Below are 26,324 nucleotides of genomic sequence, written 5' to 3'. Positions count from 1 at the left end.
AGCGCTGATTTCCCCCTTGTCTCCTGTGCGCCCGCGACGCGCCCAGGGGGCTTTTTGCATTCTGGGCGTGTCGTCTGAAGGTATCTTCCGGGCTCCAATCAAATCCCGAAGGGTCCGCACCATGTTTTCGAGACACAGCCTCGCCATTGGCCTGGGCGCACTGGCGCTGCTTGGCGCCGCCACCACGGCCTCGGCCCAGCGGCTCCCCGAAACCGGCCCGGCGCCGGGCCAGATCAGCGTGACCGGCTCCGCCGCCGTGCGCGTGGCACCCGACGAGGTGTTCTTGACCATCGGCGTCGAGAGCCGCGACAAGAACCTGCAGGCCAGCACGCGCGACAACAGCGACCGCATCGCCAAGGCCCTGGCGGTGATCAAGCGCCACGGCGTGCCCGACAAGAGCGTGCAGCTCAACTACATTCAGGTCGAGCCCGACTTCGACACCAGTGTCAGCCGCACTACCCCGGTGGCCTACCGCGTCCGCAAGAGCATCGGCATCAAGATCACCAGGCTCGACAGCTTCGAGCCCCTGTTGACCGACCTGTTCGCCGTGGGCGTCAACCAGGTCGAGAACATCGAATTCCGCAATTCCGACATGCGCATGCACCGCGACAAGGCCCGGGAGCTGGCCGTGGTGGCCGCGCGCGAAAAGGCCGATGCGCTCACCTCGCAACTGGGCGTCAAGCGCGGCAAGGCCATGCGCATCAGCGAGAACACGGGCTGGAACTGGGGCGGCTGGAGCGGCCGCTACCGGGGAGACCAGGGCCAGATGCAGCAGAACGTGATGCAGTCCGCCCCCAATTCCGGCGGCCAGGGCGACGGCGCCGACGGCGACCTTTCGGTCGGCCAGATCAGCGTGACGGCCACGATCAGCGTCGACTTCCAGCTCGAATAGCACCGTTCCGGGGGCGCTTTTCAGCCCGTGAGAAAATGCCGGGTTACCCCGAACACCAACCCTACACAGTCAGGACACCCCATGGACGCAGAACAAATCAACCAAATCGGCGCAATGCTCGCGGACCTGAGCGTTCGCACGGTCGATTTACGGAGGTATCTTTGACTACGATGCCAAAGCTGAACGACTGAGGACAGTCAACGCATCGCTCGAAGACCCGAACGTCTGGAACGACCCCAAGAAGGCCCAGGAACTCGGCCGCGAGAAAAAGTCGCTCGACGACGTGGTCGTAACGCTCGACCGGCTCACCAACGGGCTGTCGGACAACACCGAACTCTTCGAAATGTCGAAGGCCGACGGTGACATGGACGGCTTGCAGTCCATTGCCGATGACGCCGCCACGCTCGAAGCCGACATCAAGCAGCTCGAATTCCGCCGGATGTTCAACAACCCGGCCGACCCGCTCAACGCCTTTGTCGACATCCAGGCCGGCGCCGGCGGCACCGAGGCCTGCGACTGGGCCAGCATGCTGCTGCGCCAGTACCTGAAGTACGCCGAGCGCAAGGGCTTCAAGACGCAGATCGAAGACGAAACCCCGGGCGACACCGCCGGCATCAAGGGCGCGACCATCAAGGTCGAAGGCGACTACGCCTTTGGCTTGCTGCGCACCGAAACCGGCGTGCACCGCCTGGTGCGGAAGTCGCCGTTCGACTCGTCGGGCGGGCGCCACACCAGCTTTGCCTCGATCTTCGTGTACCCGGAAATCGACGATTCGATCGAGATCGACATCAACCCTTCGGACGTGCGCACCGACACCTTCCGTGCCAGCGGCGCGGGCGGCCAGCACATCAACAAGACCGACTCGGCCGTGCGGCTGACGCACATTCCGACCGGTATCGTGGTGCAGTGCCAGGACGGCCGCAGCCAGCACAGCAACCGCGACGTGGCGTGGAAGCGCCTGCGCTCGCGCCTGTACGACTTCGAGATGCGCAAGCGCCAGGAAGAGCAGCAAAAGCTCGAAGACAGCAAGACCGACGTGGGCTGGGGCCACCAGATTCGCAGCTACGTGCTGGACAACAGCCGCATCAAGGACCTGCGCACCAACGTGGAAGTTTCGGCCACGCAGAAGGTGCTCGACGGCGACCTCGACGTGTTCATCGAAGCCTCTTTGAAGCAAGGCGTTTAACCGATGAGTTTGAAAAGCCTGAACGGTGGCAAGGTCGAAGCCTTCATCTTCGACATGGACGGCACCATGATCGACTCCATGCCCTGGCATGCGCGCTCGTGGGTGGAGTTTGTGGCGCGCCACGGGCTGAAGCTCGACGTGAGCGACATCCTTGCGCGCACCACGGGCCGCACCGGCACCGAGTGCATGCGCGAGCTGTTCGAGCGCGAGCTGGCCGACGACGAATGCCAAGCCCTGGTGCACGAAAAAGAAGAAATCTACCGTGCCATGTTCAGCGACAACTTCACCGAGGTTGCCGGCTTCAGCGCCTTTGCCAGGGCCGCCGTGGCACGCGGCCTGAAGGTGGCCGTGGGCACCGCGGGCGACCGGCACAACATCGAGTTTGCGATGTCGCGCCTGAAGATGGACCCGCTGCCGCTCGCCATCGTCGGCGGCGACGAAGGCTTTGCCGGCAAGCCCACGCCCGAGATTTTCTTGGAGGCCGCGCGCCGCATCGGCGTGGCGCCCGAGCGCTGCATCGTGTTTGAAGATGCCCCCTTCGGCATCGAAGCCGCGCGCCGCGGCGGCATGCGCGCCGTGGCCGTGTGCAGCACCCATTCCGCCGCCGAGCTTGCCGGCCCCCATGTGATTGCCGCGGTTCGCGACTACGACGAACTCGCCCATTCGAATTTTCTGGAGACACTCGATGCTGCTGCAGCGTGACGCCCAAGGGCAACCGGTTGCCATTCGCCGCGAAGACTATGCCGCTCCGGCATTCTGGATCGACACCGTCGACCTGACCTTCGACCTCGACCCCGCCAAGACCCGCGTGCTCAACCGCATGCAGCTGCGCCGCAACCCCGATGCGCCGAACCAACCGCTGCGCCTGGACGGCGACGAGCTGAACCTGGCGCGTGTGCTGGTGAACGGCCAGGGCGCCTCTTTCCGCATGGAAGGCGACCAGCTCGTGCTGGACGGCCTGCCGTCCGCCGAAGAAGGGGCTTTCGAACTCGAGATCTTCACCACCTGCTGCCCCATCAAGAACACCAAGCTGATGGGCCTTTTCGTGAGCGAAGACACCTTCTTCACGCAGTGCGAGGCCGAAGGCTTCCGCCGCATCACGTACTTCTTGGACCGCCCTGACGTGATGGCGATGTACACGGTAACGCTGCGCGCCGCCAAGGCCGCGTACCCGGTGCTGCTGTCGAACGGCAACCTCGTCGAGCAAGGCGACCTGCCTGAAGGCCGCCACTTCGCGAAGTGGGTCGACCCCTTCAAGAAGCCCTGCTACCTGTTCGCACTGGTAGCCGGCAAGCTGGTGGCGCGCGAGCAGCGCATTACCGCGCGCAACGGCAAGGAGCATTTGCTGCAGGTGTACGTGCGCGCCGGCGACCTCGACAAGACCGAGCATGCGATGAACTCGCTGGTCAACTCGGTGCTGTGGGACGAAGCCCGCTTCGGCCTGCCGCTGGACCTGGACCGCTTCATGATTGTGGCCACCAGCGACTTCAACATGGGCGCCATGGAGAACAAGGGCCTGAACATCTTCAACACGAAGTACGTTCTGGCCAACCAGGCCACCGCCACCGACGCCGACTACAGCAACATCGAAAGCGTGGTCGGCCACGAGTACTTTCACAACTGGAGCGGCGACCGCGTCACCTGCCGCGACTGGTTCCAGCTGTCGCTGAAAGAAGGCCTTACCGTCTTCCGCGACCAGGAGTTCAGCCAGGACCTGTGCGCCGACGCCTCCGCCCGCGCCGTGAAGCGCATCGAAGACGTGCGCGTGCTGCGCACCGCCCAGTTCCCAGAAGACGCCGGCCCCATGGCCCACCCGGTGCGGCCCGACAGCTACATCGAGATCAGCAACTTCTACACCGTCACCATCTATGAAAAGGGTGCCGAGGTGGTCCGCATGATGCAGACGCTGGTCGGCCGCAAGGGCTTCGAGAAGGGCATTACGCTGTACTTCGAGCGCCACGACGGCCAGGCTGTGACCTGCGACGATTTTGCGCAAGCCATTGCCGACGCCAACCCCGATTCGGAGCTGGCCCGCCTGCTGCCGCAGTTCAAGCGCTGGTACAGCCAGGCCGGCACACCCCGCCTGGCCGCGCACGGCGTGTACGACGCGCAGAACCGCAGCTACACCCTGAGCGTGCTGCAAAGCTGCCCGCCCACTCCCGGCCAGCCGACCAAGGAACCCTTCGTCATTCCACTGAACGTCGGCCTGCTCGACGCCAGCGGGCGCGAGCTTCCGATTCAGCTCGAAGGCGAGAGCCAAGCGGCGCAAGGCACGCGCACCGTGGTGCTTTCGCGCGCCGGCGAGCAGATCACCTTCGTGGGCCTCGACGCCGAACCCGTGCCTTCGATCTTGCGCGGCTTCAGCGCGCCGGTGATCCTCGACTTCGAATACACCGACGCCCAGCTGCTGACGTTGTTGGCCAACGACCCCGACCCGTTCAACCGCTGGGAAGCCGGCCAGCGCCTGGGCCTGCGCGCCGCGCTGCACGGCATTGCCGCGCTGGCGACCGACACCACCCCGGTGCTGAACGACGCCTACATCGACGCCATGCGCAGCGTGCTGCGCAACCCCAAGCTCGACGCCGCCTTCAAGGAACTGGTGCTCACGCTGCCTTCGGAAACCTACATTGCCGAGCAGCTCGACGTGGTCGACCCGCAGCGCGTGCACCTGGTGCGCGAAGCCATGCGCGCCCAGCTGGCCACCGCCCTCTTCCAGGACTGGCAGCAGGCCTACGAAGAAAACCACGACACCGGCGCCTACACGCCCGACCCGACCTCGTCGGGCCGCCGCGCGCTCGCCGGCATGGCGCTGAACTTCTTGTGCCTGGCGGCGCGCTCATCGGGCGACACCGTGTGGCCCGGCAAGACGCTGCAGCGCTTTAAAGACGCGGGCAACATGACCGACCGCTTCAACGCGCTCAATGCGCTCGTGGCGTCAGGCCACACGCTGGCCGCGCAGGCGCTCGCGCGATTCCACGCCATCTTCAAGGACGAGGCGCTGGTCATCGACAAGTGGTTTTCGCTGCAGGCCGGCGCGCCCGACCGTGGCGGCGACATCTTGCCGCTCGTGAAGCAGCTGATGAAGCACCCGGACTTCTCCATCAAGAACCCGAACCGCGCCCGCAGCGTGATCTTCAGCTACTGCAGCGCCAACCCCGGCGCATTCCACCGCCCCGACGCGGCGGGCTACGTGTTCTGGAGCGAACGCGTCGTGGAGCTGGACGCCATCAACCCCCAGGTGGCCGCCCGCCTCGCCCGCGCGCTCGACCGCTGGAGCAAGCTGGCCGAGCCCTACCGCAGCGCCGCGCGCGAAGCGATTGCCCGCGTGGCCGCCAAGCCCGACCTGAGCAAGGACACGCACGAAGTCGTCACCCGCGCCCTGGCCGGCAACTGAACAAGCAAGCAAGGAACACTGGAAGCACATGGCTCAACAACAGAAGATTTCCCTCACCCGCTACCTCGTCGAACAACAACGCGCCGACGGCCTCATTCCCGGCCAGCTGCGCCTCTTGCTCGAAGTGGTGGCCCGCGCCTGCAAGAGCATCAGCCAAGCCGTCAACAAGGGCGCGCTGGGCGGCGTGCTCGGCACCGCCGAAAGCGAGAACGTGCAGGGCGAAATCCAGAAGAAGCTGGACATCATCGCCAACGAAGTGCTCATCGAGGCCAACGAATGGGGCGGCCACCTCGCGGCCATGGCCAGCGAGGAAATGGACAGCATCTACGTGGTGCCCAACCGCTACCCGCAGGGCGAATACCTGCTCATGTTCGACCCGCTCGACGGCAGCAGCAACATCGACGTGAACGTGAGCATTGGCACCATCTTCAGTGTGCTGAAGAAGCCCGACGACACCCCCGGCGTGCAGGAAGCCGACTTTCTGCAGCCCGGCACCCAGCAAGTGGCCGCCGGCTACTGCATCTACGGCCCGCAGACCACCCTGGTGCTGACCGTGGGCAACGGCGTGGCCATGTTCACGCTCGACCGCGAGCAAGGCAGCTTCGTGCTGACGCAGGAAGACATCCAGATTCCGGCCGATACCAAGGAATTTGCCGTCAACATGAGCAACATGCGCCATTGGGACGAGCCCATGAAGCGCTACATCGACGAATGCCTGGCCGGCAAGGAAGGCCCGCGCGGCAAGGACTTCAACATGCGCTGGATTGCCAGTATGGTGGCCGACGTGCACCGCATCCTGATGCGCGGCGGCGTGTTCATGTACCCGTGGGACAAGCGCGAGCCCGAAAAGGCCGGCAAGCTGCGCCTGATGTACGAGGCCAACCCGATGAGCTGGCTCGTCGAGCAGGCCGGCGGCGCCGCCACCAACGGCAAGCAGCGCATCCTGGACTTGAAGCCGACCAAACTGCACGAGCGCGTGAGCGTGATGTTGGGTTCGCGTAACGAAGTCGAGCGTTTGACGAAGTACCACGCCGAAAAGGCCTGACAGGCTTGCTATAATCGCAGGCTTAGCCGGTGTAGCTCAGTCGGTAGAGCAGCTCATTCGTAATGAGAAGGTCGGGTGTTCGATTCATCTCTCCGGCACCAATACAGATAAGGCCCCGTTGCTATCAAAAAGATAGCGGCGGGGCTTTTTTCTTTCGCTAGGTAGCGGACGATGTAAGAGGATTTCAAGCATCGCAGCTCACCACCGCATTTAATTCAAACTGCCCGTGCTATCACTCAACTTGCATCAAGCGAGGGCGCCTTGTCCGCAACGCCGCAACTGCCGTAGCTCCTCTCGCCATCCACGTGCCTTCTATCGCACAACCGGTCTATCGGTGCGAGCCCGGCAGCAAGGGCGCGACGGGTCGAGGTCGACAGGGGCAGAAGGCCGGAGAGTGCTGCCCTCAGGGAATGCCGACGAAGACCTGGCCGTCTGCCATGTAGCGCGGGTGCAGACCGCCCTCAGCCACCACTCGGTCGCAGATGTCGGCGATGGCCTCAAACCCGGCCATGCTTGTCCAGCGACCATTCTCTGCCCACAGCGAACGGCAGGCCGTGTGGAGTTCGTCGAAGTATTTGCGGAACCAGTGGCCGTCGAGCGCAGCGGTCGTACGGGCGCGCTTTGGCACGGGGACATCAGCGCCATCAAGATCGCCCAGTAGGTAGGCCGCGAGCTTGAGGAGTTCGGCATAGGCTGTATACACCTCGTCGAGCGCCTGATCGACACGCCTATGCGTCCGGTAGTTCGCAATGAACTCATTGGCCTGCGGTCGCGTCCTCTCCAGTGCGCCGAGAAAGCTCTCCTCATAGTCGTCAGCCGGCACACGCCCGAAAAGCGCAGAGCCGTGCGTTGCCGCGTACTCGTCCCAGCAGGCCATCATCGCGCGCCCTCGGTACTGCTTCCAGACATCGGGGTAGGTCATGCGAAGCGACACCCCCGGAAAGGCCGTGTCGAACTTGGTGGTCGCGTCAACATGGGCGCACTCGTGGGCCAGCAAGTGCACCGCAAGTGGAAAGTCCGGGTCCTCCTCATTCTTCAGCGGCAGCGCGTAGGCAGCATTGATGAAGATGTGGCTCTTGAGCACCCCGTCGCGAAGCGCGCACGGGGTCATCGCGACGCCGACCACGTGGCCCTCGGTGGGAGCCAGCTTATTGGCCGTCTCGACGCCACGGTCGAACTCGCTAAGGGCCTGCGCATAGTCTCCGGCGACGGTAAGGCCGTCGAGCGCACTCAGGTCGAAGACGCGGCCGAACTCACGCACGTACGCGCCGACTGCTCCACAGACCTCACGCGCCTCTTCTTCGGTGCCGAAGCCCCTGCCGCAGATGTTGAAGCTGTCGGGCGCCGTCGAAGGCGGCAGCGGCGTGTTGGTTGCAGGCACGTCATCGCTCATGGCGCAGCGTCTCCAAGCACCCAGCAGACGCACTGCCCAAGGCGCCGGGCAGTCCGGTACTTGGCCTGCGTGGTGACCCGGTGCACGGCCTTGCTGCATTGTGAGCAATGACGCACACGCGCATCGCCGGTGGCTTCGAGGCCAGCCCAAACCATCGAACAGACGAAAGGCATTGAAATGTCGCAGGCCTTGAGTGCTTTCATGAATATTGCTCATTCGACGGCTGAGCTGCTGATCATTCTGGTGATCGCCGAGGCGTGCATGGCGTGGCTTCTGGCGGCTACGAAATCTCCATCCAGAATGGCGACCGCCAGTATCCAATGCCGTCAATGGCAAAGGTATCGGGCCAAAAGTTCCCATTCGAGTTCGATTTCAAGGTCGTTGCGTTGTATACGGCCTCGGTGATTCGCGTCGGAAAACTGATGTCGAGTCCGTTAAAGCTGTTCAGCTTCGAAGCATGATTGGCCGCAGAGCCAACCCAAACGATATCGTTGTCATCGCGAACACCCGTCTTTGCAGCGAGCAGGTTGCCCATGTCGATTCCGACCGTATGCTGAAGCGTATAGGCGCTTGACGGCCAAGCTCGCGCAAGCGGTGGGTTGACGATTTTGAGCACGGCCCAATGCAGTTGGAATGCAGCCTTGATCGCGCGATCGGCTTTGTTGTCGCCCATGAAGATCGACATCGCCCGGTCTCCGTCGTAAGCAACCACCTCGCCGCCGTTTGCACGCGTGATTTTCGCGGCGCAGTGCAGAAATGCCTTGTAAAGCTCAGCGGCGCGATGCGAATGCAGCTGATCGACCATCGCAGTCGATTTATGGATGTCCGAGTACATCACGCAAGCATCGACATTGGTGCCGGTGTTGCCGAAGGTCAGCGAGCCTGCTGTAGGGACTACTCTCCCTTGAGGCATCGGGTCCGGCCACATGCCCAGCGCGATCGATTCGACATGAGATTCCAACTCGTCTTTGAGCGCCATACTGTCCTCAGAACTCGGCCATCAGCCACACGGCGGGCAACCAACACGCAGCGCCCCCAAACGAAGCGAACATGGCACGTCGCACCCACGTATGCTTCGCCTCCGCGATCTTTGCGTTGGTGTGCACTTGGTAAAGCCAATCGTCTAGCAACTGTTCTGCGGTGGCAGTCTTGAACTGCGCTACATAGGCGTCGGCGTCACGCCTCGCCACCTTGCCGAAGAACAGCATGGAGTCATGTGGCGCCTTGACTCTGGGCATCAAGCACATAGCGGAAAACAACAGGCCAGCCATCAAGAGCGCAATGCAGCCTGCCGTAAATACGATTGCCCACGGGAGGTGCATTTTTGTGGATGCGAAGGAAGCGGCCAACCCCGCAAACATTCCGAGGTCCATAGTCACGAGTACTCCAATCTTAATTTCGGATTGCGAGACCCAAAAAAGCTGCCTTTCCAGATTCCATTGCGCTGACAAGACCTTCTGTTCGACTGTGTTCATGGGTCGCTGAGAGTGTTTGAGGTGACACATTGTGCAGCGGAGCTACCAAGCGCACCTTCTTTGCTGCGCCGATGAAATGAATGATCACGGGCTGCTGCTCGCCGGACATGAGGCCTATCGCGATGCTTCGCCAGATGTGCGCGATGCTCTCGGCAGCACCTCGATGCCTCGCTGGAGCCGCTCCGCGCTGCCGGCAAGCCGACAACTCGATGCCGGCCCCACGCGGTCTCAACTTTAGATGATCGGTCTGGTGCTCTGCTCGGTAAACCAATCGTTCAAACGGCTGTGTTCTACGAACGGCAGCTCAGGAGCAAACGTACAGTCGGTTAGCCGCGAGTGTGTTCTGCGGCGCTCCGCAACTGCATCCACGACGGCTGAAAATTTGAGCCAATCGCATCGAACCGCTCATCCCGGAGAGGCACGGCAGGTGGGAACGCTTTGGCGTTAGCCGAAGTGTTTTTCGCGATGGCAGTTTGGGCAGAGGGCCCAGGCGTTGGCCACCGTGTCATCACCGCCTTGCGCCAACGGCGCGATGTGATGCACCTCCAGATACGGATCGCCAGTGGCCCTGCTGACAAAGGGCGCTGGCTTCTTGCATCCTTCGCAGCGCCCTTCCGCTCGAAAGAGGACTTCGGCAACCACATCGGGATTTCTTACGAACGCTGTCGAAACGGTCCGAATGATCTTGGGCTTCGTCGGCGCGTTGGCTAAGCGTACAAGACGCTCTTGCCTTGGCCGCGTCGAGGCTTGAGCCACACGGTCCTGCAACTCTCGCTGCACATAGTCCGCGTCGGCGATCAAATCATCAGAGCCTATTAGCGCAAGCTCAAACCACTTCGCACCGTCCGGCTCTTCATGCATCTGCTGATTCGAGAAAGCCCCGGCATACACAAATGGATCGCCCTCCGCTTGCCGCACGAAAGCGAGTACTGGCAAGCCCGGCACGTTCAAAACCGCCGCGTTGGGCTTGAAGTGTTCACCAAATTGCACGACGCCGTTCCGAGTGATGCTCTTCAGGTAGTACTTCAGCCGTTGGCCTTCTTCCAGCCACGCGTTGTTGTACTTGCCTCCGCTCATGGTCGCCTTAATGACGACCGCCGTAGGGTGCTCTCCAGATTCGATGACCAGCATCCCTTCAGTGCGAGTGTCGTAGATCCCCGCAAAGATCAAGATGTCATGCGAGCTGTACGTTTCCCCAATGACGAAGTCCGATGCGCGAAACCGATCTCCGACCCAATCGGCGAACCGGCTTTCAAAAGGTTCAACGATGTCTTCGAACGTTTCGAGCCGAAGCGCGCGCATCTCTTCAGAGAGGCCGTCCTGTGTACGTCCGTTGAAGCGCTTCAGGTATACGAACAAGTCCCCTACCCGTCTGAAACGGTTCACCCATATCCCGGCGCTGCGGATTTTGAACTTGATCGAATCGGGCAGAGCGCTCGCGAGCGCGGGCTTCTGGACGGCTTCTAAAACGTACTCGCGCGCCGCGTGGATGGGGCTCATTGTGTTCATTGCTTCCAATGGACACATTGTGGTGCAACTTGTTAACGATTTGCTTTTGATGGGCCATTCGTTAACGCGTCAAAGCACTTCGGTTTCGCGCGGCAGCCCGTCCGCCAGTGACTGCAAACTCCGCGAACTACCCACCTACCGGAGCTCATCGCGCCCACTCTCGACGAGGCCGTGCTGTGCAAAATGGCCGCCCGCGGCCGACTCACCGGCGCCCTGGTCGACGGGCCGTCGGCCCTGGACAACGCGATCGGCGCCGAGGCGGCAAGCATCAAGGGCGTTGTCTCGCCGGTGGCAGGCCAGGGCCAAACGTGTTGATCGTGCCCGACGTCGCGCGGGCAACATGCTGGCGAAGAGCCTCGCCTTCCGGAGCGGGGCCTATGCGGCGGGCGTTGTGCTGGCCACGAAGGCGCCGATGATCCCGAGCAACTGCGCCGGGCAGACCCCGCGCCCTGCCTTTTGCGCGGTGGCGCCGATGCTCACGAAGGCTGGGCGCGAGCGGCCCATCAAGGCGTTGGCCTAAGCAATCGCTTCGCCGCAATCCAAAAACAGCCAACCCGCCTTTGTATGCCAGCGCCCCGGCAATCCGCCTAGGTAGTTCTCCCCCATCGAACGCCGCCATGCACAACCTAAAGCGCTACAAAAAGAGCATCATCGTCACTGACGGACCCACGCTGCAAACTGTGTGCGAGGCAGAGCATGACATGGTTCAAGAGGCTGTTCTGGATCGGCGCCGGTCTCGGTGTCGTGGGTGCGCTTGTGGCATTCGCGGCACACGAACTGAAGACTTCGCGGCTGCAATCGGCCTTTTGGCGCGACTTTTCCGCCGGCGCAAGCTTCAGCGTCGACGCGGGCGCCAGCAACGCCATCCGCTTTCCCCACACCGGGCCGTATGACGAGCGGCTGGGCTATCACGATCTTCCCGCTTTTATCGAACGGCTGGAGCCCCAGGGCTACACCATCACGCGCCAGGCGCGCATGTCGCCGCGGCTCATGGAGCTGCAAGAGCGCGGGCTTTTTACCCCCTACCGCGAGAAGAACCAGGCCGGCCTTACCGTGCGCGACTGCCGCGCCGCGGCGCTGCTGCACACGCGTTCTCCCCAGCGCGCGTACGAGCGTTTTGAAGAGGTGCCGCCGCTCCTGGTGAGCAGCTTGCTGTTCGTCGAAGACCGCCACCTGCTGGACGCGGAGCCGCCGCAGCGCAACCCCGCGCTCGACCCCGAACGTTTCGCAAAGGCCGCGCTGGAGCAGGCGCTGCGGGTGTTCAGCCCGGGCCAGATGGCGACGGGCGGCAGCACGCTGGCCACGCAAATCGAAAAGTACCGCCATTCGCCGCACGGCCGCACCGCGTCTGTGCGCGACAAGCTGCGGCAGATGGCGTCGGCCTCGGTGCGGGCCTATCAAGACGGCGACGACACGCTGGCGCGGCGCCGCCAGATCGTGGTCGACTATCTCGACACGGTGCCGCTGGCCGCGCGCCCTGGCATGGGCGAGGTGCACGGCATGGGCGACGGGCTGTGGGCCTGGTACGGGCGCGACTTTCGGGAGGTGAACCGCCTGCTCGCCGACCACGCGGAGGGCGCCGCCCCCACGCCCGGTGCGCAGCAGCGGCAGGCCGAAGCCTTCAAGCAGGCGCTGTCCCTGATGATTGCGCAGCGCCGCCCATCGCAGCACCTGCTGAGCGACGGTGCAAGCCTGGCGCGGCTGACCGACAGCTATCTGCGGCTGATGGCCGATGCGGGCGTGATCTCGCCGGCGCTTCGGGATGCGGCCCTTGCAGCGCCCCTGCACCTGCGGCCCGAGCTGCCCGCAACCGCGCGGCCAGACTTTGTTCAGCGCAAGGCGACGAGCGCGCTGCGCACCCACATCTCCACCCTGCTCGACGTGCCGCGCGCCTACGACCTGGAGCGGCTCGACCTGGAAGCCGAAACCAGCCTCGACGGCGAGGCCCAGGCGCTGGCGGCGCAGGTGCTGACGAGCATGCGCACGCCGGCCGCGGCCAAGGCGGCGGGGCTGTACGGCCCGCACCTGCTCGATGCTGGCGCCGACCCGAGCCCGCTGATCTACAGCTTTACGCTGTTCGAGCGCGGCCCCCAGGCCAACCTGCTGCGGGTTCAGGCAGACAACATCGACCAGCCATTCGACGTGAACCAGGGCGCGCGGCTCGACTTGGGCTCCACCGCCAAGCTGCGCACGCTGGTGAGCTACCTGGAGCTGGTGGCCGAGCTGCACGGCCGCTGGGCGGGCCTGAGCCCCGCTCAGCTGAGGGCGCTGGCACCCGGCCCGCGCGACCCCTTGGGTGCCTGGGCGCAGCAGTACTTGTTGCGCGCCAAAGACAAGCGCCTGGCGCCGATGCTCGAGGCGGCCATGGAGAGAAAGTATTCGGCCAACCCGGGCGAAGCCTTTTTTACCGGGGGCGGCCTGCATCAGTTCGAAAATTTCGAGCGCTCGCGCAACAGCGAGTGGATGACGGTGCGCGAAGGCTTCAAGCATTCGGTCAACCTGGTGTTCATTCGGCTGATGCGCGACGTGGTGCGCCACCGCATGTTCGGCGGCGAATCAGACGCCGAGGTCTTGCTGAAAGACCCCGCCGACCCGCGCCGGCGCGAACTGCTCGCGCGCTTTGCCGACCGGGAAGGCTCGGCCTACCTGATGCGCTTCTATCGCAAGTACAAGCGGTTGCCGGCCGCGGAGGCCGAGGCACGGCTGCTGCGCAGCACAAGGCCCACGGCACCGCGCGTGGCCAGCGTGCTGTTCACCATAGAGCCGGAGGCGAGCGACGAGCGGCTTGATGAGTTGCTCACGCAAAAGGTGGGCCGCGGCGCCGGCTCGCCGCGCGCACTGCGGGCGCTGCGCACCACCTACGCGGGCTTGTCGCTTGCAGATCGGGGCTACGTGGCGCGGGTGCATCCGCTGGAGCTGTGGCTGGTGGGCTTCTTGCGGAGCCACCCCGGCGCAACCCTGACCGAAGTGCTGAACGCGAGCGCGAACGAACGGCAAGAGGTCTACGCCTGGCTCTTCAAGACGCGCCACAAGAGCGCGCAAGACACGCGCCTGCGCGAGCTGGTCGAGATAGACGCCTTCGCGCAGATCCACCGCTCGTGGCAGCGCCTGGGCTACCCGTTCGAATCGCTGACGCCGTCTTACGCAAGCGCCATCGGCGCATCGGGCGACCGGCCTGCTGCGCTGGCCGAACTGATGGGCATCATCGCCAACGACGGCATGCGCAGGCCCGTGCAACGCGTGGGCGCCCTGCACTTTGCGCGCGAAACGCCCTACGAAACGCGCCTGGAGCCGCGCAACGCAAGCACCGAGCGAGTGCTGCCCACCGAGGTGGCCGCAACCCTGCGCCGTGCGCTGGTAGAGGTGGTGCAAGACGGCACGGCCCGCCGCCTGAAGGGCGTGCTGGTGGATGCGAACGGCCGCGTGCTCGAAGTGGGCGGCAAAACCGGCACCGGCGACCACCGCTACGGGCACACGGGCGGCAGCGGGCACAAGAACGCGGAGCGCAAGATCAGCCGCTCGGCCACCTTCGTGTTCACCATTGGCGACCGCTACTTCGGCACCATCATGGCCTACGTGAACGAGCCCTATGCCGCGCGCTACCGGTTCACCAGCGCGCTGCCAACCCAGTTGCTCAAGTCGCTGGGGCCGCAGCTGCTGCCGGTGCTGGAGCGCAACGGCTGCGGCGGCGACTGACGCCCTCGAGCCCGGGCGATGCGGGTGTAAAAAGGCGGCCCAGCAAGAGAAAGGGGCTTCCGATGCACATCCGCGAGCTCGCCGCCGGCCTGCAGTTTCCCGAAGGGCCGATCGCCATGGACGACGGCTCGGTGCTGCTGGTCGAAATTGCGCGCGGCACGCTCACGCGCGTGCGGCACGACGGCTTGGTGCAGGTGGTGGCCGACCTGGGCGGCGGACCGAACGGCGCGGCCATGGGCCCTGACGGCGCGGTGTACGTGTGCAACAACGGCGGCTTTCGCTGGCACACCGAGGCCGACGGCTGCCACCGTCCCATGGGCCAGGCCGAAGACTATTCGGGCGGCCGCATCGAGCGCGTGAACCTTGCCACCGGCCACGCCGAGCGGCTGTACGACACGGTCGACGGCTTTGCGCTGCGCGGGCCGAACGACATCGTGTTCGACGCGCAAGGCGGCTTCTACTTCACCGACCTGGGCAAGACGCGCGAGCGCGACATGGACCGCGGCGGCGTGTTCTATGGCCACAGCGATGGCGGCGGCGTGCATGCCATCGCGCAGCCGGCCATGACGCCCAACGGCATCGCGCTTTCGCCGGACGGCCGCACGCTCTACTACGCGGAAACCGAAGGCGCTCGGCTCTGGGCCTTCGACATCACGGCGCCGGGGCGGGTGCGCAAGGACGGCTGGCCTTCGCCGCACGGCGGACGCATGCTGTGCGCATCGCCGGGCGGGCACTACCAGCGCTTCGATTCGATGGCGGCCGATGCGCTGGGCAACCTCTGCGTGGCCACGCTGCTGCACGGCGGCATCACCATCGTCGCGCCGGACGGCAGCACCTGCGAGCACGTGCCGCTGCCAGACCGCTACACCACCAACATCTGCTTTGGCGGGCGCGACATGCGCACGGCGTACGTCACGCTGTCGGGCAGCGGGCGGCTGGTTGCCATCGACGATTGGCCCACGGCGGGACTCAGGCTCAACTTTCAGGCCTGACGGCGCGCGGCGCCGGTCACACCACGCCCTTCTTCGCACCCCCGGTCAGCGAGGCGACGGACGGCACAATCCAGCGCCGGTCGTCGAGCAGCCGCTGGATGCTTTCGCGCAGCCACCGGTGCGCCGGGTCGACGTGGTGACGCGGGTGCCATGCCATGCGCAGCGGCTCCGAATGCACTGCAACAGGCAACTCGAAGATCGTGAGGCCGAGCGAATCCGCCATGCCCCGCGCGGTGCGCTCGGGAACGCTGGCGACCAGCTCGGTTCGCGAGGCGGCAATCAATGCCGAGAACGTGCTGGGCACCAGCAACACCAGCTGGCGCTGCAAGCCCAGCTGGCCCAGCGCCGTGTCCACCGGCGACGGCTCGCCCTGGCGCGGCGTAACGCCGACGTGGCGCGCATCGGCATACCGCGCTGCCGTCATCGGCGTTTTCTTCAGCCCCTTGAGCAGCGGATGCCCGGCACGCACCGCGCCCACCAGTGTTTGCTCCGACAGCACCTGGGTTTCGGTCTCGGGATCGGTGCCTCTGAAGCTGCCCACGTCCAGGTCGATGCGCCCTTCGCGCAATGCGCCCGGGTCGGCGTAGGTTTCCGGAAGGAACTGGAGCGAGGCCAGCGGCATTTCCGCTTCCAGCGTTTGCGACACGCTGGCGCCGAACACCACCGCGATGCCCTCGGGCGCACGCACCACGAAGCGCCGCTTCACGGCCGCAAGGCTTTGCGCATCCGCCGGGGCGCGCAACGCCTGCGCCTGTGCGAGCAAGGCGCGCACGGGCTCCGCCAGCGCAAGCGCGCGAGGGGTGGGCACCAGCTTGCGGCCGGCACGCACCAGGATCGGATCGCCGAACGATTCGCGAATACGCGCCAGGGTGTGGCTCATGGCGGGCGTGCTCAGGTGCATGCGCGCGGCGGCCGCCGTGACGCTGCCGGTGGACAGCAGCGCATCGAGTGCGGTCAACAGGTTGAGGTCGTATGTGTTCGCCATGCGAAATCATATGTTCAATAGGTTGCACTGTACAAAAGTATTGCGGCTGCGGACACTGGCGCCCCTTGCCCTGACAGAACGGTTCCATGAAAGCCTCGCGCACCTCTTCGCCCCTGCTGCCCTTCGCCATGCTCGTGCTGATGCTCGTCCTCGCGGCGCTCGACCAGACCATTCTTTCCACCGCGCTGCCCGTCATTTCACGCGAGCTGCCGGGAGGCTGGCCGCTGGCATGGGTGTTCTCGGCCTATCTGCTGGCCGCGACGGTGGTCATTGCGCTGTATGGGCGCCTGGCGGATGTGCTCGGCAAGAAGCCGATGCTGCTGCTGGCCATCGGCCTGTTCCTCGCCGGTTCGCTGGCCTGCGGGGCGAGCCAGGACGTTCGGCAACTGGTGCTTGCACGCGCGCTGCAAGGTGCCGGCGGCGGCGGGCTGATGACGCTGGCCATGTTGACGGTGCCCGACCTGTTCGCGCCCGAAGAGCGCGGCCGCTACCAGGCGCTGCTCGGCGCGGCCTATGGCGTCTCGACCATGTTCGGCCCGCTGATGGGCGGCGCACTCGTGGAGCACCTGTCCTGGCATTGGGCTTTCTGGATGAACGTTCCGCCGGCAGCGTTGGCTTGGTGCGTGCTGGCATCGACGCTTCCATCGAAGCCGACGGCCGCGCAGCAAGCGCCGGCCACGCAAGGGCCGCAGCGCACGCGTGTCGACTGGCTCGGTGCGGCGCTGCTCACGGCCGCGCTCGTCTTGCTTTTGCTGGCCACCCAGCATGGCCAGCTGAACTTGCCCGAGCGCGTTTCGATGTGGGTTTTGCTGGCGCTGGGCGCAACATTCACGCTGGCTTTTGTCTGGCGCCAGAAGCGAGCCGCGCACCCCTTGCTGCCGTTGTCGCTGTTCACGCGCCCGGCGTATGCGGCGGTGAGCTTCATCGGAACGGCGACCGGCGTTGCGCTCTACGCCGCCGTGGTGTTCTTGCCGCAGTACCTGCAGATTGGCTTGCACCTGTCGCCCACCGGTTCCGCGTGGCATCTGCTGCCCTTGATGGCGGGCATCACCATGGCGGCTGTCACCAGCGGCAAGTTGCTGCGCGCGCAAAGGCCCGCCGCTTCAATAGCGCGTGCGGCCTGCATGCTGATGTTGCTGTCGTTCGGCCTGATGGCGGGCGTGCTGCGCTGGCTGCCGACGGAGCCGCTGGCGTTGTCGGCCGCGCTGCTGCCGTTGGGACTCGGGCTGGGGCTGCTCTTTCCCATCGTCACCGTCGTGGCGCAGCGCGTTTCGCCCGCGCAGCACATGGGCATTGCCACGGCGGCGCCGATCATGCTGCGCAGCCTCGGCGGCGCCGCGGGCGTGGCACTGCTGGCAGCGCTGCTCGCGCACCTGGTCAAAGGGGAACTTGCCGCTCCGGGTGCGCTGTCGCGCGGTGCAGCGGCGGATGCCGTCACAGCGGCGCTGGCCCATGGGTTGCAATCGGTGTTCGGTTGCGCCGCGGCGGCCGTTCTTCTGGCGTTGGTCGCTACGAACTGGCTGGTGAAGAAACAACCGCACGAAGGGCTGGCGAAAGACGGTGTTCTCGAGGCGACGTCTTAAAGGCAGCGCCGGTCGGACGCGTGAATCATCGAGGCAGGGCCCGCTTTCTCGCAGGATCGTACAAAAAGGCTGGACAACCTTGCTACCGCTGCGGGCCTTGCGGTTGCAGACTTTCCTTGGAGCTCACAGCCCGTTCGTCAACCTGCTTTTTCAAGGAGTCTTGTATGACCACGCAACGATATCTTTTCAGCCTGCGGTCGTTGGCCTTGGCCGCACTGTTCGGCATTGGCGGTCTTCTTTCCTTCGATGCGCTGGCCAATACGCCGCAGCCGACAGCGGAGCGCAACCGCCAGTTCATTGCCGATGCCTTCACGCAATGGCAGCAAGGCGGCCGAACGTTCTTCCAGGACGTGTTGTCGCCCGACGTGGTGTGGACCATCAAGGGCACGAGCCCCGTGGCCGGCACTTACCGCGGCCGGCAAGATTTTCTGGACCGCGCGGTGAAGCCTTTTGCCGACCGGTTGTCCGCGCCCATCCGTCCCGTGGTGAGAGACATCTGGGCCAGCGGCAACGACGTTATCGTGCACTGGGACGGCACCACCACTGCGGCCGACGGCGTGCCCTACAGCAACAGCTATGTGTGGATCTTCCGGATGAAGGACAAGCGCGCGACCGAGGTCATCGCCTTTCTCGACCTTGCACCGTACGACGACGTGCTCCGGCGAGTGCCGGCCCCAAAGTAGGCGAAGCAGCCGCCCGGCCTGCTGCCTTGCAGTGGCCGGATACGCCTGCTGGATGAGCATGCGCAGGGTATCCGCAACGCCAGACCGCCCTGCGCGCCATCTCCCGCTCACTCTCCGTTCAGGCCCGTTGCTCCTGCAGCGGGCCTGTGTACTCACCCCTGGCCGGGTACTCGTTCTTGATCACGAAATCCAGCGCCTGCACCACCTCCGCGAAATTGGGGCGTACAAAAGGCATCGACTGCACCGAGAGGTAGTAAACGGTGTTGTCGGGCCTGACGAGAAACAGGCCCGGCTCTGAAAAAAGCGCCGGCTCTTCGATGCCGATCGACGTCTTGCCGCGAGACGCCGACACATACAGCCCCCACTCCCTGGCCTTCGAAAGCGAAAGCCCGTAGCCGATTCGCAAGTTGGCTGCGCCAATTTTCTCGGCCATGGCGCGGGCGCGTTCTTCGCTGTCCGAGCTGATCGCGATGGTGCTGACGCCGCGCTCGGCAAATGAGGGCGTCAGCCGCTCCAGCTCTTTCAGGTAGGTGGCGCAAATCGGGCAATGCAGGCCCCGGTAGAAGCACAGCAGCGTCATTCGCTCGGGCGCGTCGTCGGCCAAGCGAAAGGGGGTACCGGCAAGGGTATCGACCACCAGTTCCGGGGCTTGTTGGCGTGGGATCAGCATCTGGATGTTCCTTTGGATGTGGTTGCAAACGAGCCCCAAAGATCGCATGCTTGCGATCATGAAGAGTCCAGATTTCATGATTCAAAGTCCAAACCTCGCCAAAGCCGACCGCCTTGCGGCGTTCATCGAGGTGTTCAAGCTGCGGGTTGCCGTGCTCGCCGAGGCTGCCACGCGAGGCCCGGTGTTGCTGCTTGCGGGCGCGGATGGCGTGAATGGCGAAGCCGGTGCCAGGGTCGTCTTTCGGTTGCACGGCTCCAGCGCGCTACCGCCCGATGTGCGCGTTGCAGCCCATGTCGATTTCGACAACGACACCAACCCGCTGATGAGCGCCATGCCCGACGAAATATCGGTGCCCTTGAAGGAGTCGCTTGCCCTCGAGGCCACCGCCAAGGCGTTTCTCTCGGAGGCGATCGAAAGCCGATGCGGCCGCAGCGCCGCCCTGAACCGCCTGGCGGAAGTGCTCATGCTGATGGTGCTGAGGAGCGCCATCGACACCGGTGCGCAGAAGCCGGGTTTGCTTGCCGGGCTTGCGCACCCCGCGTTGCATCGCGCGCTGGTGTCGATTCACGAGGCGCCGTCGCGGCAGTGGACGGTGGACGACCTGGCGGATCGGACGGCCATGTCGAGGAGCGCATTCATGTCGGCATTTCGCACCACGGTGGGAATGACGCCGATGGCTTACCTGAGCTCGTGGCGCCTCACGCTGGCGCGCCGGCACCTTGCGGCCGGAGAAGCCGTCAAGCTGACAGCGCGGCGGGCCGGCTTTGGGAGCGCCGCGGCTTTTTCGCGGGCGTTCTCCAGGGCCTATGGACACGCGCCGGCCGAGTTGAAGCGTTCCGCCGCCGCTTGACAATACGGCTGCATTCATCCAATACTCAACCAGACGGTTTACTATTTAACAAGAGGACACCGAGATGAAGTACCAGGGAAGCTGCCACTGCGGCCGCATCAAGTTCGAGGCCGAGGGCGAGATCACTTCGGCCATGTCCTGCAATTGCTCGATGTGCCAACGCAAGGGCACGCTGATGTGGTTTGTGCCGCGCGGCAACATGCAATTGCTCACGCCCGAAGAAGACACGAGCGTTTACCTCTTCAACAAGCACGCCATCAAGCACCGCTTCTGCCCGACCTGCGGCATTCATCCCTACGGTGAAGCCAAGGCTCCATCGGGCGAGGCGATGGCGGCCATCAACATCCGCTGCATCGAAGGCATCGACCTGCAGGCAGTTCCGGTCACCCAGTTCGACGGCCGCTCGCTCTAGGTTGACCCCGCATCCACGGCTTCTTCGGGAAGCTGGAACAATGCGGCCACCATGGACGGCCTCGATCTCATCAAAACATTCCGCGAAGTGGCGTTTCGGCGCAGCTTCTCCCGTGCAGCCATTTCGCTGGGCATGTCGAAAGCCACGGTCAGCCGCTATGTGGCGGAGCTCGAAGAGCGCAGCGGCGTTCGCCTGCTCAACCGCTCGACGCGTTCGCTGAGCCTGACGGACGCCGGCCAGGTGCTGCTCGACCGCAGCGCAGAACTGGTGGCCATGGCCGAGAACACGCTGAACGACCTGCAGGCCCATGGCTCGCATCCGCAGGGGCGCCTGCGCATGAGCGCACCGCACGGGCTGATCGCGGGTTGGTTGTCCGACGTGATTGCCGAGTTCATCAAGCTTTATCCCGACGTGTACGTGAGCCTGGTGTTCACCAACAACGAGATCGACCTGATCGAGGAAGGCATCGACATTCACCTGACGGGCGGGCGCATCGACGACATGAACCTGATCGTGCGGCGCCTGGTGCCGTTCGACATGGTGGTGTGCGCCAGCCCCGCCTACTGGGCCCAGCGCGGTATTCCCAAGGTACCCGAAGACCTGGCCCGCCACGACGTGCTGAGCTATTCGGCCAAGCCCGCCACCCACCTGCCTTTCGAGACCAAGGGCAAGCCGATCGACGTGCAGGTGCACAGCCGCATGGAAGCCAACGATGCCGTCGCGCTCATCGAGCTGGCGCTGCGCGGCGCGGGCGTGGCCTATGTGCCCGAGCCGCTGGCGCAGTCGCACCTGGAGCGCGGCGCGCTGGTGCCGGTGCTGCGCGAGCACATGCCGAAGGACCATTGGCTGTATGCCGCCTATTCGCAGCGCCGGCACAACAGCGCCGCCATGCGCACGATGCTCGACTTTCTCGAGCAATCGATGGGGCCGGCCGGCGAGCCGCCCGTCTTTCCGCCCATGACGCCGGCTGCATGCGGCCTTTCCATACCGCTCAAGGTCGAGGCTCCTTCCACGCCGCGCAAGGTCGCGGCACCCTCCATACCGCGCAAAGCCGCGCGCACCACGGCGTTGGCGGCAAGTCGCGCCGATCCATCACCTGCCGAAGAAGAAGCGCTGAACCCTTTCGTCGGTCGTTGAGCCGAGCCGAGCCGTGTTGCAATCGCATGTTTTCAACGTGCAGGCAGCCGACGCATGACGCCCTCCTCCTCCGCTCTTTCTTCTTCTCTCCTGATTCGCCCACCGGCGCCGGAAGACTACGCAGCCTGGAAGCCGCTCTGGGACGGCTACAACGCGTTCTACGAGCGCGAGGGCCCGACCGCATTGCCCGACGAGATCACGCGGGTGACGTGGCAGCGCTTCTTCGATGCCTACGAACCGGTGCACGCGCTGGTGGCCGAACGCGATGGCCAACTCGTGGGGCTGACCCACTACCTCTTTCACCGCAGTACCACCCGCATCGAGCCGAACTGCTACCTGCAGGACCTGTTCACGGCGCCCTCGGAGCGCGGCCGGGGCGTGGGGCGCCAATTGATCGAAGGGGTGTACGCGCATGTGAAGCGCGTGGGCGCGCATCGCGTGTATTGGCAGACGCATGTCACCAACACGGCCGGGCGCAGGCTGTACGACAAGATGGCGTCGCACGACGGGTTCATCGTGTACGGCACGCTGGTCTGATCGGTCGGCCGATCAGTTGAACGGAAAGCCCGGCGAGCGCCGCGGCTGAATATCAGTACTTGATGGTCACACCGGCTTTCACGCCGTTGTTGCTCTTGCCGTCGCTCAATACACCGCCCGTGAGCGACACGTTGCCGCCCGTGCTCGCGCCCAGCGAGTAGGTGGGCCGCGGCGTGGACGTATCGGTGCCGATGTAGCTGCCGCTGCCGTCAGGCCGCTGGACGCCGACGATGCCGCCCTTGGTGTAGGCCGAGGTTTCGGTGGAGTTGACATTGGGCGCCACGTAGATGGTGCCCTTCTCATCGCTGTCGACGGGCAGTTTCACGGGTTCCGCCATCGCGGTCACGGCCACGCACCACACGGCCGCACTCATCCCTGCAAGGGTCAATTTGCTCATGACGTGATGCTGCAGGCTGGGCGGCGCGGCGCCTGTAGGACGAGAGGCAAGCCTGCCTGCACGGGCAGGCGATTTGTCATGGTTTGTAAAAGCGCGCGCGGGGCGTTTGTCTCCCTGGAGAAGGGGCGCACCGCTCATGCCCGCGGCCGGCGCAATTTCTACAGTGGCTTCACGGCGAAAACGCTTGCGATCCGATGCGGACGGCAAGCGACGCCCCCGTTGGCAGGTCACCGGGGGACCCGCCGCGTAAAGGTAAAGCCATGAACAGAATCTTCCGAACTCTCTGGAATCCATCGCTCGCCGCCTGGGTGGCTGCCCCCGAAATCTCGCGCGGCCGCGCGCGGTCGGCCAGCGCGGGCTCCGGAATGGGTCCTGTCAGCAACTGCCGCCGCGCCCTCACCCTCACCGACCTGCACCTGCACGCCATCGCCCTGTCGGTGCTGCTGCTGGGCGCCGGCCTGGCCCTGCCCGCGGGCGCTGCCGGAGGCATCGGCGGCCAGCCCCTTGATCCCTCCCTGCACGCCGGCAGCGGCGGCAGCGACGGCCAGGGCGGCTCCGGCGGCCTCAACGACACCACCGTCAACGCCCACGGCGGCGACGGCGGCGCCTCGACCGAAGCCGGTGCCAGCGCCGGATCCGCCGCCGACATCGGTTCCTTCGGCGGCGCCACCCCGGGCGCGGGCGGCGCCGCCGGCGCTTCCACCACCCTCGTCTCGCCCGGCGTGCTGCAAGGCGATGCCGGCGGCGCGGGCCAATCCCAGACCGGCGACTTCACCAGCGGCAACGGCTATGGCGGCGGTGGCGGCGGCGGCCATGCCGGCGACGCCATGGCGCCGGCCACCACCAGCGCCTCGGGCAGCGCCACCGGCGGCGCGGGCGGCGCGGGCGGCCACGGCTACTGGGCCGCGGGCGGCGGCGGCGCCGGCGGCCTCGGCGCCACCCTGCTCGACCCGCTGTCCAGCGTCTCCAGCAGCGGCGTCTTCACCGGCGGGGCCGGCGGTGCCGGGGGCGATGCGTATTCACAGGGCGGCGGCGGCGGCAGCGGCGGCGGGAGCTTGTTCCTGCGCGCGGCCACGCCCGGCCTGGGCTTCACGAGCAGCGGCACCCTCGCGGGCGGGGCCGGCGGCGCGGGCGGCTCCGAACTGCTGCCGGCGCGCAGCAACGCCGCGGGCGGCGGCGGCGGTGCGGGCGGGGCCGGCCTCACGCTGGCGGGCAGCGCCGCGGTGAGCGTGATCAACAGCGGCCAGATCCTCGGCGGCGCCGGGGGTGCGGGCGGGGCCGGTGGTGGCGGGGTGGGCGGTACCGGCGCCCCCGGCAGCGGCGGCGACGGCGGGGCCGGGCTGGTCTCCACCGGCGCCGGTGCCACGCTCGTCAACAGCGGCACCATTGCCGGCGGGGCGGGTGGCCTGGGTGGAGCGAACAGCAATGGCGGGGCCGCTGGCACGTCCGGCGTGGGCGGGGTGGGGGTGAGCGGCGCCAACCTGAGCCTGCTGCACAGCGGCACCATCGCCGGCGGGCTGGGCGGCGACGGCGTCACACGCGCCGCGGCGATTGTCTTCACGGGCGGCAGCAACAGTCTGACCTTGAACGCGGGCGCCTCGCTGCTCGGGGCGATTGCCATCGAGAGCGGCGCGAGCGCCAGCGTGATCGCCGGCGCCGACGGGCTGAGCCTGGGCAATGCCTTGGTGCTGGGCGGCACGGGCACCTTCGACACCCAGGCCCACAGCCTGGGCTGGTCGGGCCCCGTTTCGGGCGCCGGGGACCTGGTGAAGGTCGGGTCGGGCACGCTGACGCTGAGCGGGACGAACACGTACACGGGCGCCACCCAGGTGGCGGCGGGCACCTTGCGCGCGGGCGCGGCCGGCACCTTCAGCAGCGCGAGCGCGGTGACGGTGGCCGCGGGGGCGATGCTGGACCTGGCGGGCCACAGCCAGACGATTGCGGCGATGGCGAATGCGGGCACGGTGTCGCTGCTGAGCGGTGCGCCGGGTGCGACGCTGACGGTGCACGGGCCCTGGGTGGGGGCGAACGGCACGCTGCGCCTGGGCACGGCGCTGGGCACGAGCAGCAGCCTGAGCGACCGGCTGATCCTGAGCGGCTGCACGGCGATTGCCAGCGGCACGACGACCATCCAGATCACGAACCTGGGCGGGCTGGGGGCGCTGACTTCGGGCAGCGGCATCGAGGTGGTGAGCGCGATGAACGGGGCCACGACGACGGCGCAGACCAGCCGCGATGCGTTCCGCCTGGCGGGCGGGCATGTGGATGCGGGGGCCTATGAGTACCGGCTGCATGCGGCCGATGCGAGCGGGGCGGGGGAGAACTGGTATTTGCGCTCGGGCATCATCGTCGCCCCTCCTCCCCCGCCTCCTCCTCCTCCACCTCCTCCTCCACCTCCTTCGCCATCGCCATCGCCTGCGCCTGCGCCTGCGCCGGCTCCAGCTCCGGCACCCGACGACGGCAATCCACTGGGCGCCCCACCGCCGGCCGGGGGCGTGATCGTGCCCACCTACCGCGCCGAAGTGCCGCTGTACGCCGCGCTGCCCGAGCAGTTCCGCCAGGCCAACCTGGTGATGGTGGGCAATCTGCACCAGCGTGTCGGCGACGAAGACGTGACCGGGGCCAGCATGCCCACGCCGGACCAAGGCTATCGCCAGGTCTGGGCCCGCATCGTCAGCATGGATCGCACCATCGGCCAGGCCGGCACCGTGAGCCCCACCAGCAAAGGGCGCCTCACGGGCTTCCAGGCCGGCAACGACTTGTGGGCCGACCCCCACTGGCGCCTCGGCATCTATGTCGGCGAGCTCGAGGGCGACATGCGCGTGAGCGGCTTTGCACGCGGCATGGCGAACTATGCGGTCGGCTCCAGCAACGTGCGCAGCCAGTACCTGGGCGCCTACGCCACCTGGAAGAACGACAGCGGCCTGTACCTCGACGGCGTGCTGCAGGCCGGGCGCCACCGCTACACCACGGGAACGGACCTGGGCGCTTCCAGTTCGGGCAAGGGCAACAGCCTGCTGGCCTCCATCGAGGTGGGCCAGGGCTTTCACGTCACGCCGGAATGGATCGTCGAGCCGCAGCTGCAGCTGGTGCATCAGCGCGTGAGCCTGGACGACACCGGCATAGCCGGCGCCTTGGTGCAGCAGCACAGCCACAGCGGCTGGCTGGTGCGCGCCGGGGTCCGCATCAAGGGCGAGATCACCACGAGCGCGGGCACGCTGCAACCCTATGCGCGGTTCAACGTCTACCGCAGCAGCAGCGGCACGGACGTCACCCGCTTCATCGGACCGGCAGGGTTCACCGACATTGCCACCCGCACCGGGGGCACGAGCACCGAACTGGCGGCGGGCGCGACGCTGCGGCTGACCCAGAACATGAGCGTGTATGGAGAGTTGGGCAAGGTGTGGGCATCGGGCGGCGAGACACGCACCAAGGGCGGAATCAACGCCAGCGTGGGCGTGAAGGTCCGCTGGTAAGCCGCCAAGCCG

General features: G+C 65.9%; 22 protein-coding genes and 1 tRNA gene. 15 read left to right on the top strand and 8 right to left on the bottom strand.

The genetic code is table 11. The features are described 5' to 3' along the window. Nucleotides 1–121: 121 nt before the first annotated feature. From QFZ42_RS04145 to QFZ42_RS04120, 6 genes are all read left to right on the top strand, one after another. Nucleotides 122–892 carry an SIMPL domain-containing protein gene (locus QFZ42_RS04145; protein ID WP_307699736.1) on the top strand — a complete coding sequence of 257 codons (771 nt, stop codon included), beginning with the start codon at nucleotides 122–124 and terminating at the stop codon, nucleotides 890–892. A gap of 81 nt (nucleotides 893–973) precedes the next feature. After that, nucleotides 974–2,078, top strand: a protein-coding gene (gene prfB, locus QFZ42_RS04140; RefSeq protein WP_307699735.1) for a peptide chain release factor 2 whose coding sequence is annotated in 2 segments (ribosomal slippage) — nucleotides 974–1,054 and nucleotides 1,056–2,078 — 1,104 coding nt in all. Because the reading frame shifts where the segments join, the coding sequence is not laid out codon by codon here. 3 nt (nucleotides 2,079–2,081) lie between these two features. Beyond that, nucleotides 2,082–2,780, top strand: coding sequence for an HAD family hydrolase (locus QFZ42_RS04135; protein ID WP_307699734.1), 699 nt, complete (start codon nucleotides 2,082–2,084; stop codon nucleotides 2,778–2,780). Continuing rightward, nucleotides 2,764–5,472, top strand: a complete 2,709-nt coding sequence (gene pepN / locus QFZ42_RS04130) for an aminopeptidase N (RefSeq protein ID WP_307699733.1) — start codon at nucleotides 2,764–2,766, stop codon at nucleotides 5,470–5,472. Before QFZ42_RS04135 ends, pepN begins: the two co-directional genes overlap by 17 nt. 28 nt (nucleotides 5,473–5,500) lie before the next feature. Then, on the top strand, nucleotides 5,501–6,517 hold the full coding sequence (locus QFZ42_RS04125; protein ID WP_307699732.1) for a class 1 fructose-bisphosphatase: 1,017 nt from the start codon (nucleotides 5,501–5,503) through the stop codon (nucleotides 6,515–6,517). Nucleotides 6,518–6,542: 25 nt separating this feature from the next. Next, a tRNA-Thr gene (locus tag QFZ42_RS04120) sits at nucleotides 6,543–6,618 on the top strand. Between the two features lie 302 nt (nucleotides 6,619–6,920). On the opposite strand, the gene QFZ42_RS04115 is transcribed toward QFZ42_RS04120, so the two are convergent. The 5 genes from QFZ42_RS04115 to QFZ42_RS04095 all read right to left on the bottom strand — a co-directional run bounded on the left by QFZ42_RS04115 (nucleotide 6,921) and on the right by QFZ42_RS04095 (nucleotide 10,885). Further along, nucleotides 6,921–7,910, bottom strand: coding sequence for a hypothetical protein (locus QFZ42_RS04115; RefSeq protein WP_307699731.1), 990 nt, complete (start codon nucleotides 7,908–7,910; stop codon nucleotides 6,921–6,923). After that, complete coding sequence (locus QFZ42_RS04110) at nucleotides 7,907–8,113, bottom strand: hypothetical protein (RefSeq protein WP_307699730.1); 207 nt, start codon at nucleotides 8,111–8,113, stop codon at nucleotides 7,907–7,909. The genes QFZ42_RS04115 and QFZ42_RS04110 overlap by 4 nt, the downstream gene beginning before the upstream one ends. 77 nt (nucleotides 8,114–8,190) lie before the next feature. Next, nucleotides 8,191–8,889: an adenylate/guanylate cyclase domain-containing protein gene (locus QFZ42_RS04105; protein ID WP_307699729.1), complete on the bottom strand. Its 699-nt coding sequence runs from the start codon at nucleotides 8,887–8,889 to the stop codon at nucleotides 8,191–8,193. A gap of 7 nt (nucleotides 8,890–8,896) precedes the next feature. After that, complete coding sequence (locus QFZ42_RS04100) at nucleotides 8,897–9,385, bottom strand: Pycsar system effector family protein (protein ID WP_307699728.1); 489 nt, start codon at nucleotides 9,383–9,385, stop codon at nucleotides 8,897–8,899. Nucleotides 9,386–9,829: 444 nt separating this feature from the next. Beyond that, nucleotides 9,830–10,885, bottom strand: coding sequence for an HNH endonuclease (locus QFZ42_RS04095; protein ID WP_307699727.1), 1,056 nt, complete (start codon nucleotides 10,883–10,885; stop codon nucleotides 9,830–9,832). A 705-nt stretch (nucleotides 10,886–11,590) separates the two neighbouring features. On the opposite strand from QFZ42_RS04095, the gene QFZ42_RS04085 reads away from it, so the two are divergent. Together QFZ42_RS04085 and QFZ42_RS04080 are read left to right on the top strand one after the other, a co-directional pair. Beyond that, nucleotides 11,591–14,590 (top strand): transglycosylase domain-containing protein, encoded by a 3,000-nt coding sequence (locus QFZ42_RS04085; RefSeq protein ID WP_307699726.1) that lies wholly within the window; start codon nucleotides 11,591–11,593, stop codon nucleotides 14,588–14,590. A 62-nt stretch (nucleotides 14,591–14,652) separates the two neighbouring features. Continuing rightward, a complete protein-coding gene (locus QFZ42_RS04080; protein WP_307699725.1) occupies nucleotides 14,653–15,582 on the top strand; it encodes an SMP-30/gluconolactonase/LRE family protein in 930 nt (309 codons plus the stop codon). 16 nt (nucleotides 15,583–15,598) lie between these two features. Here QFZ42_RS04080 and QFZ42_RS04075 read toward each other — a convergent pair whose 3' ends face one another. Beyond that, nucleotides 15,599–16,567 (bottom strand): LysR family transcriptional regulator, encoded by a 969-nt coding sequence (locus tag QFZ42_RS04075; protein ID WP_307699724.1) that lies wholly within the window; start codon nucleotides 16,565–16,567, stop codon nucleotides 15,599–15,601. A gap of 86 nt (nucleotides 16,568–16,653) precedes the next feature. Here QFZ42_RS04075 and QFZ42_RS04070 point away from each other — a divergent pair, with 86 nt between their 5' ends. Further along, nucleotides 16,654–18,150, top strand: a complete 1,497-nt coding sequence (locus QFZ42_RS04070) for an MFS transporter (RefSeq protein ID WP_307699723.1) — start codon at nucleotides 16,654–16,656, stop codon at nucleotides 18,148–18,150. 164 nt (nucleotides 18,151–18,314) lie between these two features. Then, nucleotides 18,315–18,833 (top strand): nuclear transport factor 2 family protein, encoded by a 519-nt coding sequence (locus QFZ42_RS04065; protein ID WP_307699722.1) that lies wholly within the window; start codon nucleotides 18,315–18,317, stop codon nucleotides 18,831–18,833. Between the two features lie 118 nt (nucleotides 18,834–18,951). Here QFZ42_RS04065 and QFZ42_RS04060 read toward each other — a convergent pair whose 3' ends face one another. Beyond that, the gene (locus QFZ42_RS04060; RefSeq protein WP_307699721.1) at nucleotides 18,952–19,563 is read right to left on the bottom strand and encodes a peroxiredoxin-like family protein; all 612 of its coding nucleotides are present in this window, start codon (nucleotides 19,561–19,563) and stop codon (nucleotides 18,952–18,954) included. A gap of 16 nt (nucleotides 19,564–19,579) precedes the next feature. Between QFZ42_RS04060 and QFZ42_RS04055 the strand changes: the two genes are divergently transcribed. The 4 genes from QFZ42_RS04055 (at nucleotide 19,580) to QFZ42_RS04040 (ending at nucleotide 22,439) form a co-directional block, all read left to right on the top strand. Continuing rightward, entirely contained in the window at nucleotides 19,580–20,353 is a 774-nt protein-coding gene (locus QFZ42_RS04055) for a helix-turn-helix domain-containing protein (protein ID WP_307699720.1), read from the top strand. Between the two features lie 64 nt (nucleotides 20,354–20,417). Continuing rightward, the gene (locus QFZ42_RS04050; protein ID WP_307699719.1) at nucleotides 20,418–20,765 is read left to right on the top strand and encodes a GFA family protein; all 348 of its coding nucleotides are present in this window, start codon (nucleotides 20,418–20,420) and stop codon (nucleotides 20,763–20,765) included. Nucleotides 20,766–20,816: 51 nt separating this feature from the next. Continuing rightward, a complete protein-coding gene (locus QFZ42_RS04045) occupies nucleotides 20,817–21,902 on the top strand; it encodes a LysR family transcriptional regulator (protein ID WP_307699718.1) in 1,086 nt (361 codons plus the stop codon). 54 nt (nucleotides 21,903–21,956) lie between these two features. Then, nucleotides 21,957–22,439 (top strand): GNAT family N-acetyltransferase, encoded by a 483-nt coding sequence (locus QFZ42_RS04040; protein WP_307699717.1) that lies wholly within the window; start codon nucleotides 21,957–21,959, stop codon nucleotides 22,437–22,439. Between the two features lie 52 nt (nucleotides 22,440–22,491). On the opposite strand, the gene QFZ42_RS04035 is transcribed toward QFZ42_RS04040, so the two are convergent. Continuing rightward, nucleotides 22,492–22,836 carry a hypothetical protein gene (locus QFZ42_RS04035; protein ID WP_307699716.1) on the bottom strand — a complete coding sequence of 115 codons (345 nt, stop codon included), beginning with the start codon at nucleotides 22,834–22,836 and terminating at the stop codon, nucleotides 22,492–22,494. Between the two features lie 260 nt (nucleotides 22,837–23,096). Between QFZ42_RS04035 and QFZ42_RS04030 the strand changes: the two genes are divergently transcribed. Beyond that, on the top strand, nucleotides 23,097–26,312 hold the full coding sequence (locus QFZ42_RS04030; RefSeq protein ID WP_307699715.1) for an autotransporter outer membrane beta-barrel domain-containing protein: 3,216 nt from the start codon (nucleotides 23,097–23,099) through the stop codon (nucleotides 26,310–26,312). Nucleotides 26,313–26,324: the final 12 nt, after the last annotated feature.

Origin of the sequence: Variovorax paradoxus, from assembly GCF_030815855.1 — a bacterium.
GTDB classification, from domain to species: Bacteria; Pseudomonadota; Gammaproteobacteria; order Burkholderiales; family Burkholderiaceae_C; genus Variovorax; species Variovorax paradoxus_M.
This window is presented reverse-complemented; position numbering and strand designations above follow the sequence as displayed.

What these genes read in the sequence shown, in the direction of transcription:
- QFZ42_RS04145 (WP_307699736.1), top strand. Translation starts at nt 122, where the DNA reads ATGTTTTCGAGACACAGCCTCGCCATTGGCCTGGGCGCACTGGCGCTG.
- QFZ42_RS04135 (WP_307699734.1), top strand. Translation starts at nt 2,082, where the DNA reads ATGAGTTTGAAAAGCCTGAACGGTGGCAAGGTCGAAGCCTTCATCTTC.
- pepN (WP_307699733.1), top strand. Translation starts at nt 2,764, where the DNA reads ATGCTGCTGCAGCGTGACGCCCAAGGGCAACCGGTTGCCATTCGCCGC.
- QFZ42_RS04125 (WP_307699732.1), top strand. Translation starts at nt 5,501, where the DNA reads ATGGCTCAACAACAGAAGATTTCCCTCACCCGCTACCTCGTCGAACAA.
- QFZ42_RS04115 (WP_307699731.1), bottom strand. Translation starts at nt 7,910, where the DNA reads ATGAGCGATGACGTGCCTGCAACCAACACGCCGCTGCCGCCTTCGACG.
- QFZ42_RS04110 (WP_307699730.1), bottom strand. Translation starts at nt 8,113, where the DNA reads ATGAAAGCACTCAAGGCCTGCGACATTTCAATGCCTTTCGTCTGTTCG.
- QFZ42_RS04105 (WP_307699729.1), bottom strand. Translation starts at nt 8,889, where the DNA reads ATGGCGCTCAAAGACGAGTTGGAATCTCATGTCGAATCGATCGCGCTG.
- QFZ42_RS04100 (WP_307699728.1), bottom strand. Translation starts at nt 9,385, where the DNA reads ATGAACACAGTCGAACAGAAGGTCTTGTCAGCGCAATGGAATCTGGAA.
- QFZ42_RS04095 (WP_307699727.1), bottom strand. Translation starts at nt 10,885, where the DNA reads ATGAGCCCCATCCACGCGGCGCGCGAGTACGTTTTAGAAGCCGTCCAG.
- QFZ42_RS04085 (WP_307699726.1), top strand. Translation starts at nt 11,591, where the DNA reads ATGACATGGTTCAAGAGGCTGTTCTGGATCGGCGCCGGTCTCGGTGTC.
- QFZ42_RS04080 (WP_307699725.1), top strand. Translation starts at nt 14,653, where the DNA reads ATGCACATCCGCGAGCTCGCCGCCGGCCTGCAGTTTCCCGAAGGGCCG.
- QFZ42_RS04075 (WP_307699724.1), bottom strand. Translation starts at nt 16,567, where the DNA reads ATGGCGAACACATACGACCTCAACCTGTTGACCGCACTCGATGCGCTG.
- QFZ42_RS04070 (WP_307699723.1), top strand. Translation starts at nt 16,654, where the DNA reads ATGAAAGCCTCGCGCACCTCTTCGCCCCTGCTGCCCTTCGCCATGCTC.
- QFZ42_RS04065 (WP_307699722.1), top strand. Translation starts at nt 18,315, where the DNA reads ATGACCACGCAACGATATCTTTTCAGCCTGCGGTCGTTGGCCTTGGCC.
- QFZ42_RS04060 (WP_307699721.1), bottom strand. Translation starts at nt 19,563, where the DNA reads ATGATCGCAAGCATGCGATCTTTGGGGCTCGTTTGCAACCACATCCAA.
- QFZ42_RS04055 (WP_307699720.1), top strand. Translation starts at nt 19,580, where the DNA reads ATGATTCAAAGTCCAAACCTCGCCAAAGCCGACCGCCTTGCGGCGTTC.
- QFZ42_RS04050 (WP_307699719.1), top strand. Translation starts at nt 20,418, where the DNA reads ATGAAGTACCAGGGAAGCTGCCACTGCGGCCGCATCAAGTTCGAGGCC.
- QFZ42_RS04045 (WP_307699718.1), top strand. Translation starts at nt 20,817, where the DNA reads ATGGACGGCCTCGATCTCATCAAAACATTCCGCGAAGTGGCGTTTCGG.
- QFZ42_RS04040 (WP_307699717.1), top strand. Translation starts at nt 21,957, where the DNA reads ATGACGCCCTCCTCCTCCGCTCTTTCTTCTTCTCTCCTGATTCGCCCA.
- QFZ42_RS04035 (WP_307699716.1), bottom strand. Translation starts at nt 22,836, where the DNA reads ATGAGCAAATTGACCCTTGCAGGGATGAGTGCGGCCGTGTGGTGCGTG.
- QFZ42_RS04030 (WP_307699715.1), top strand. Translation starts at nt 23,097, where the DNA reads ATGAACAGAATCTTCCGAACTCTCTGGAATCCATCGCTCGCCGCCTGG.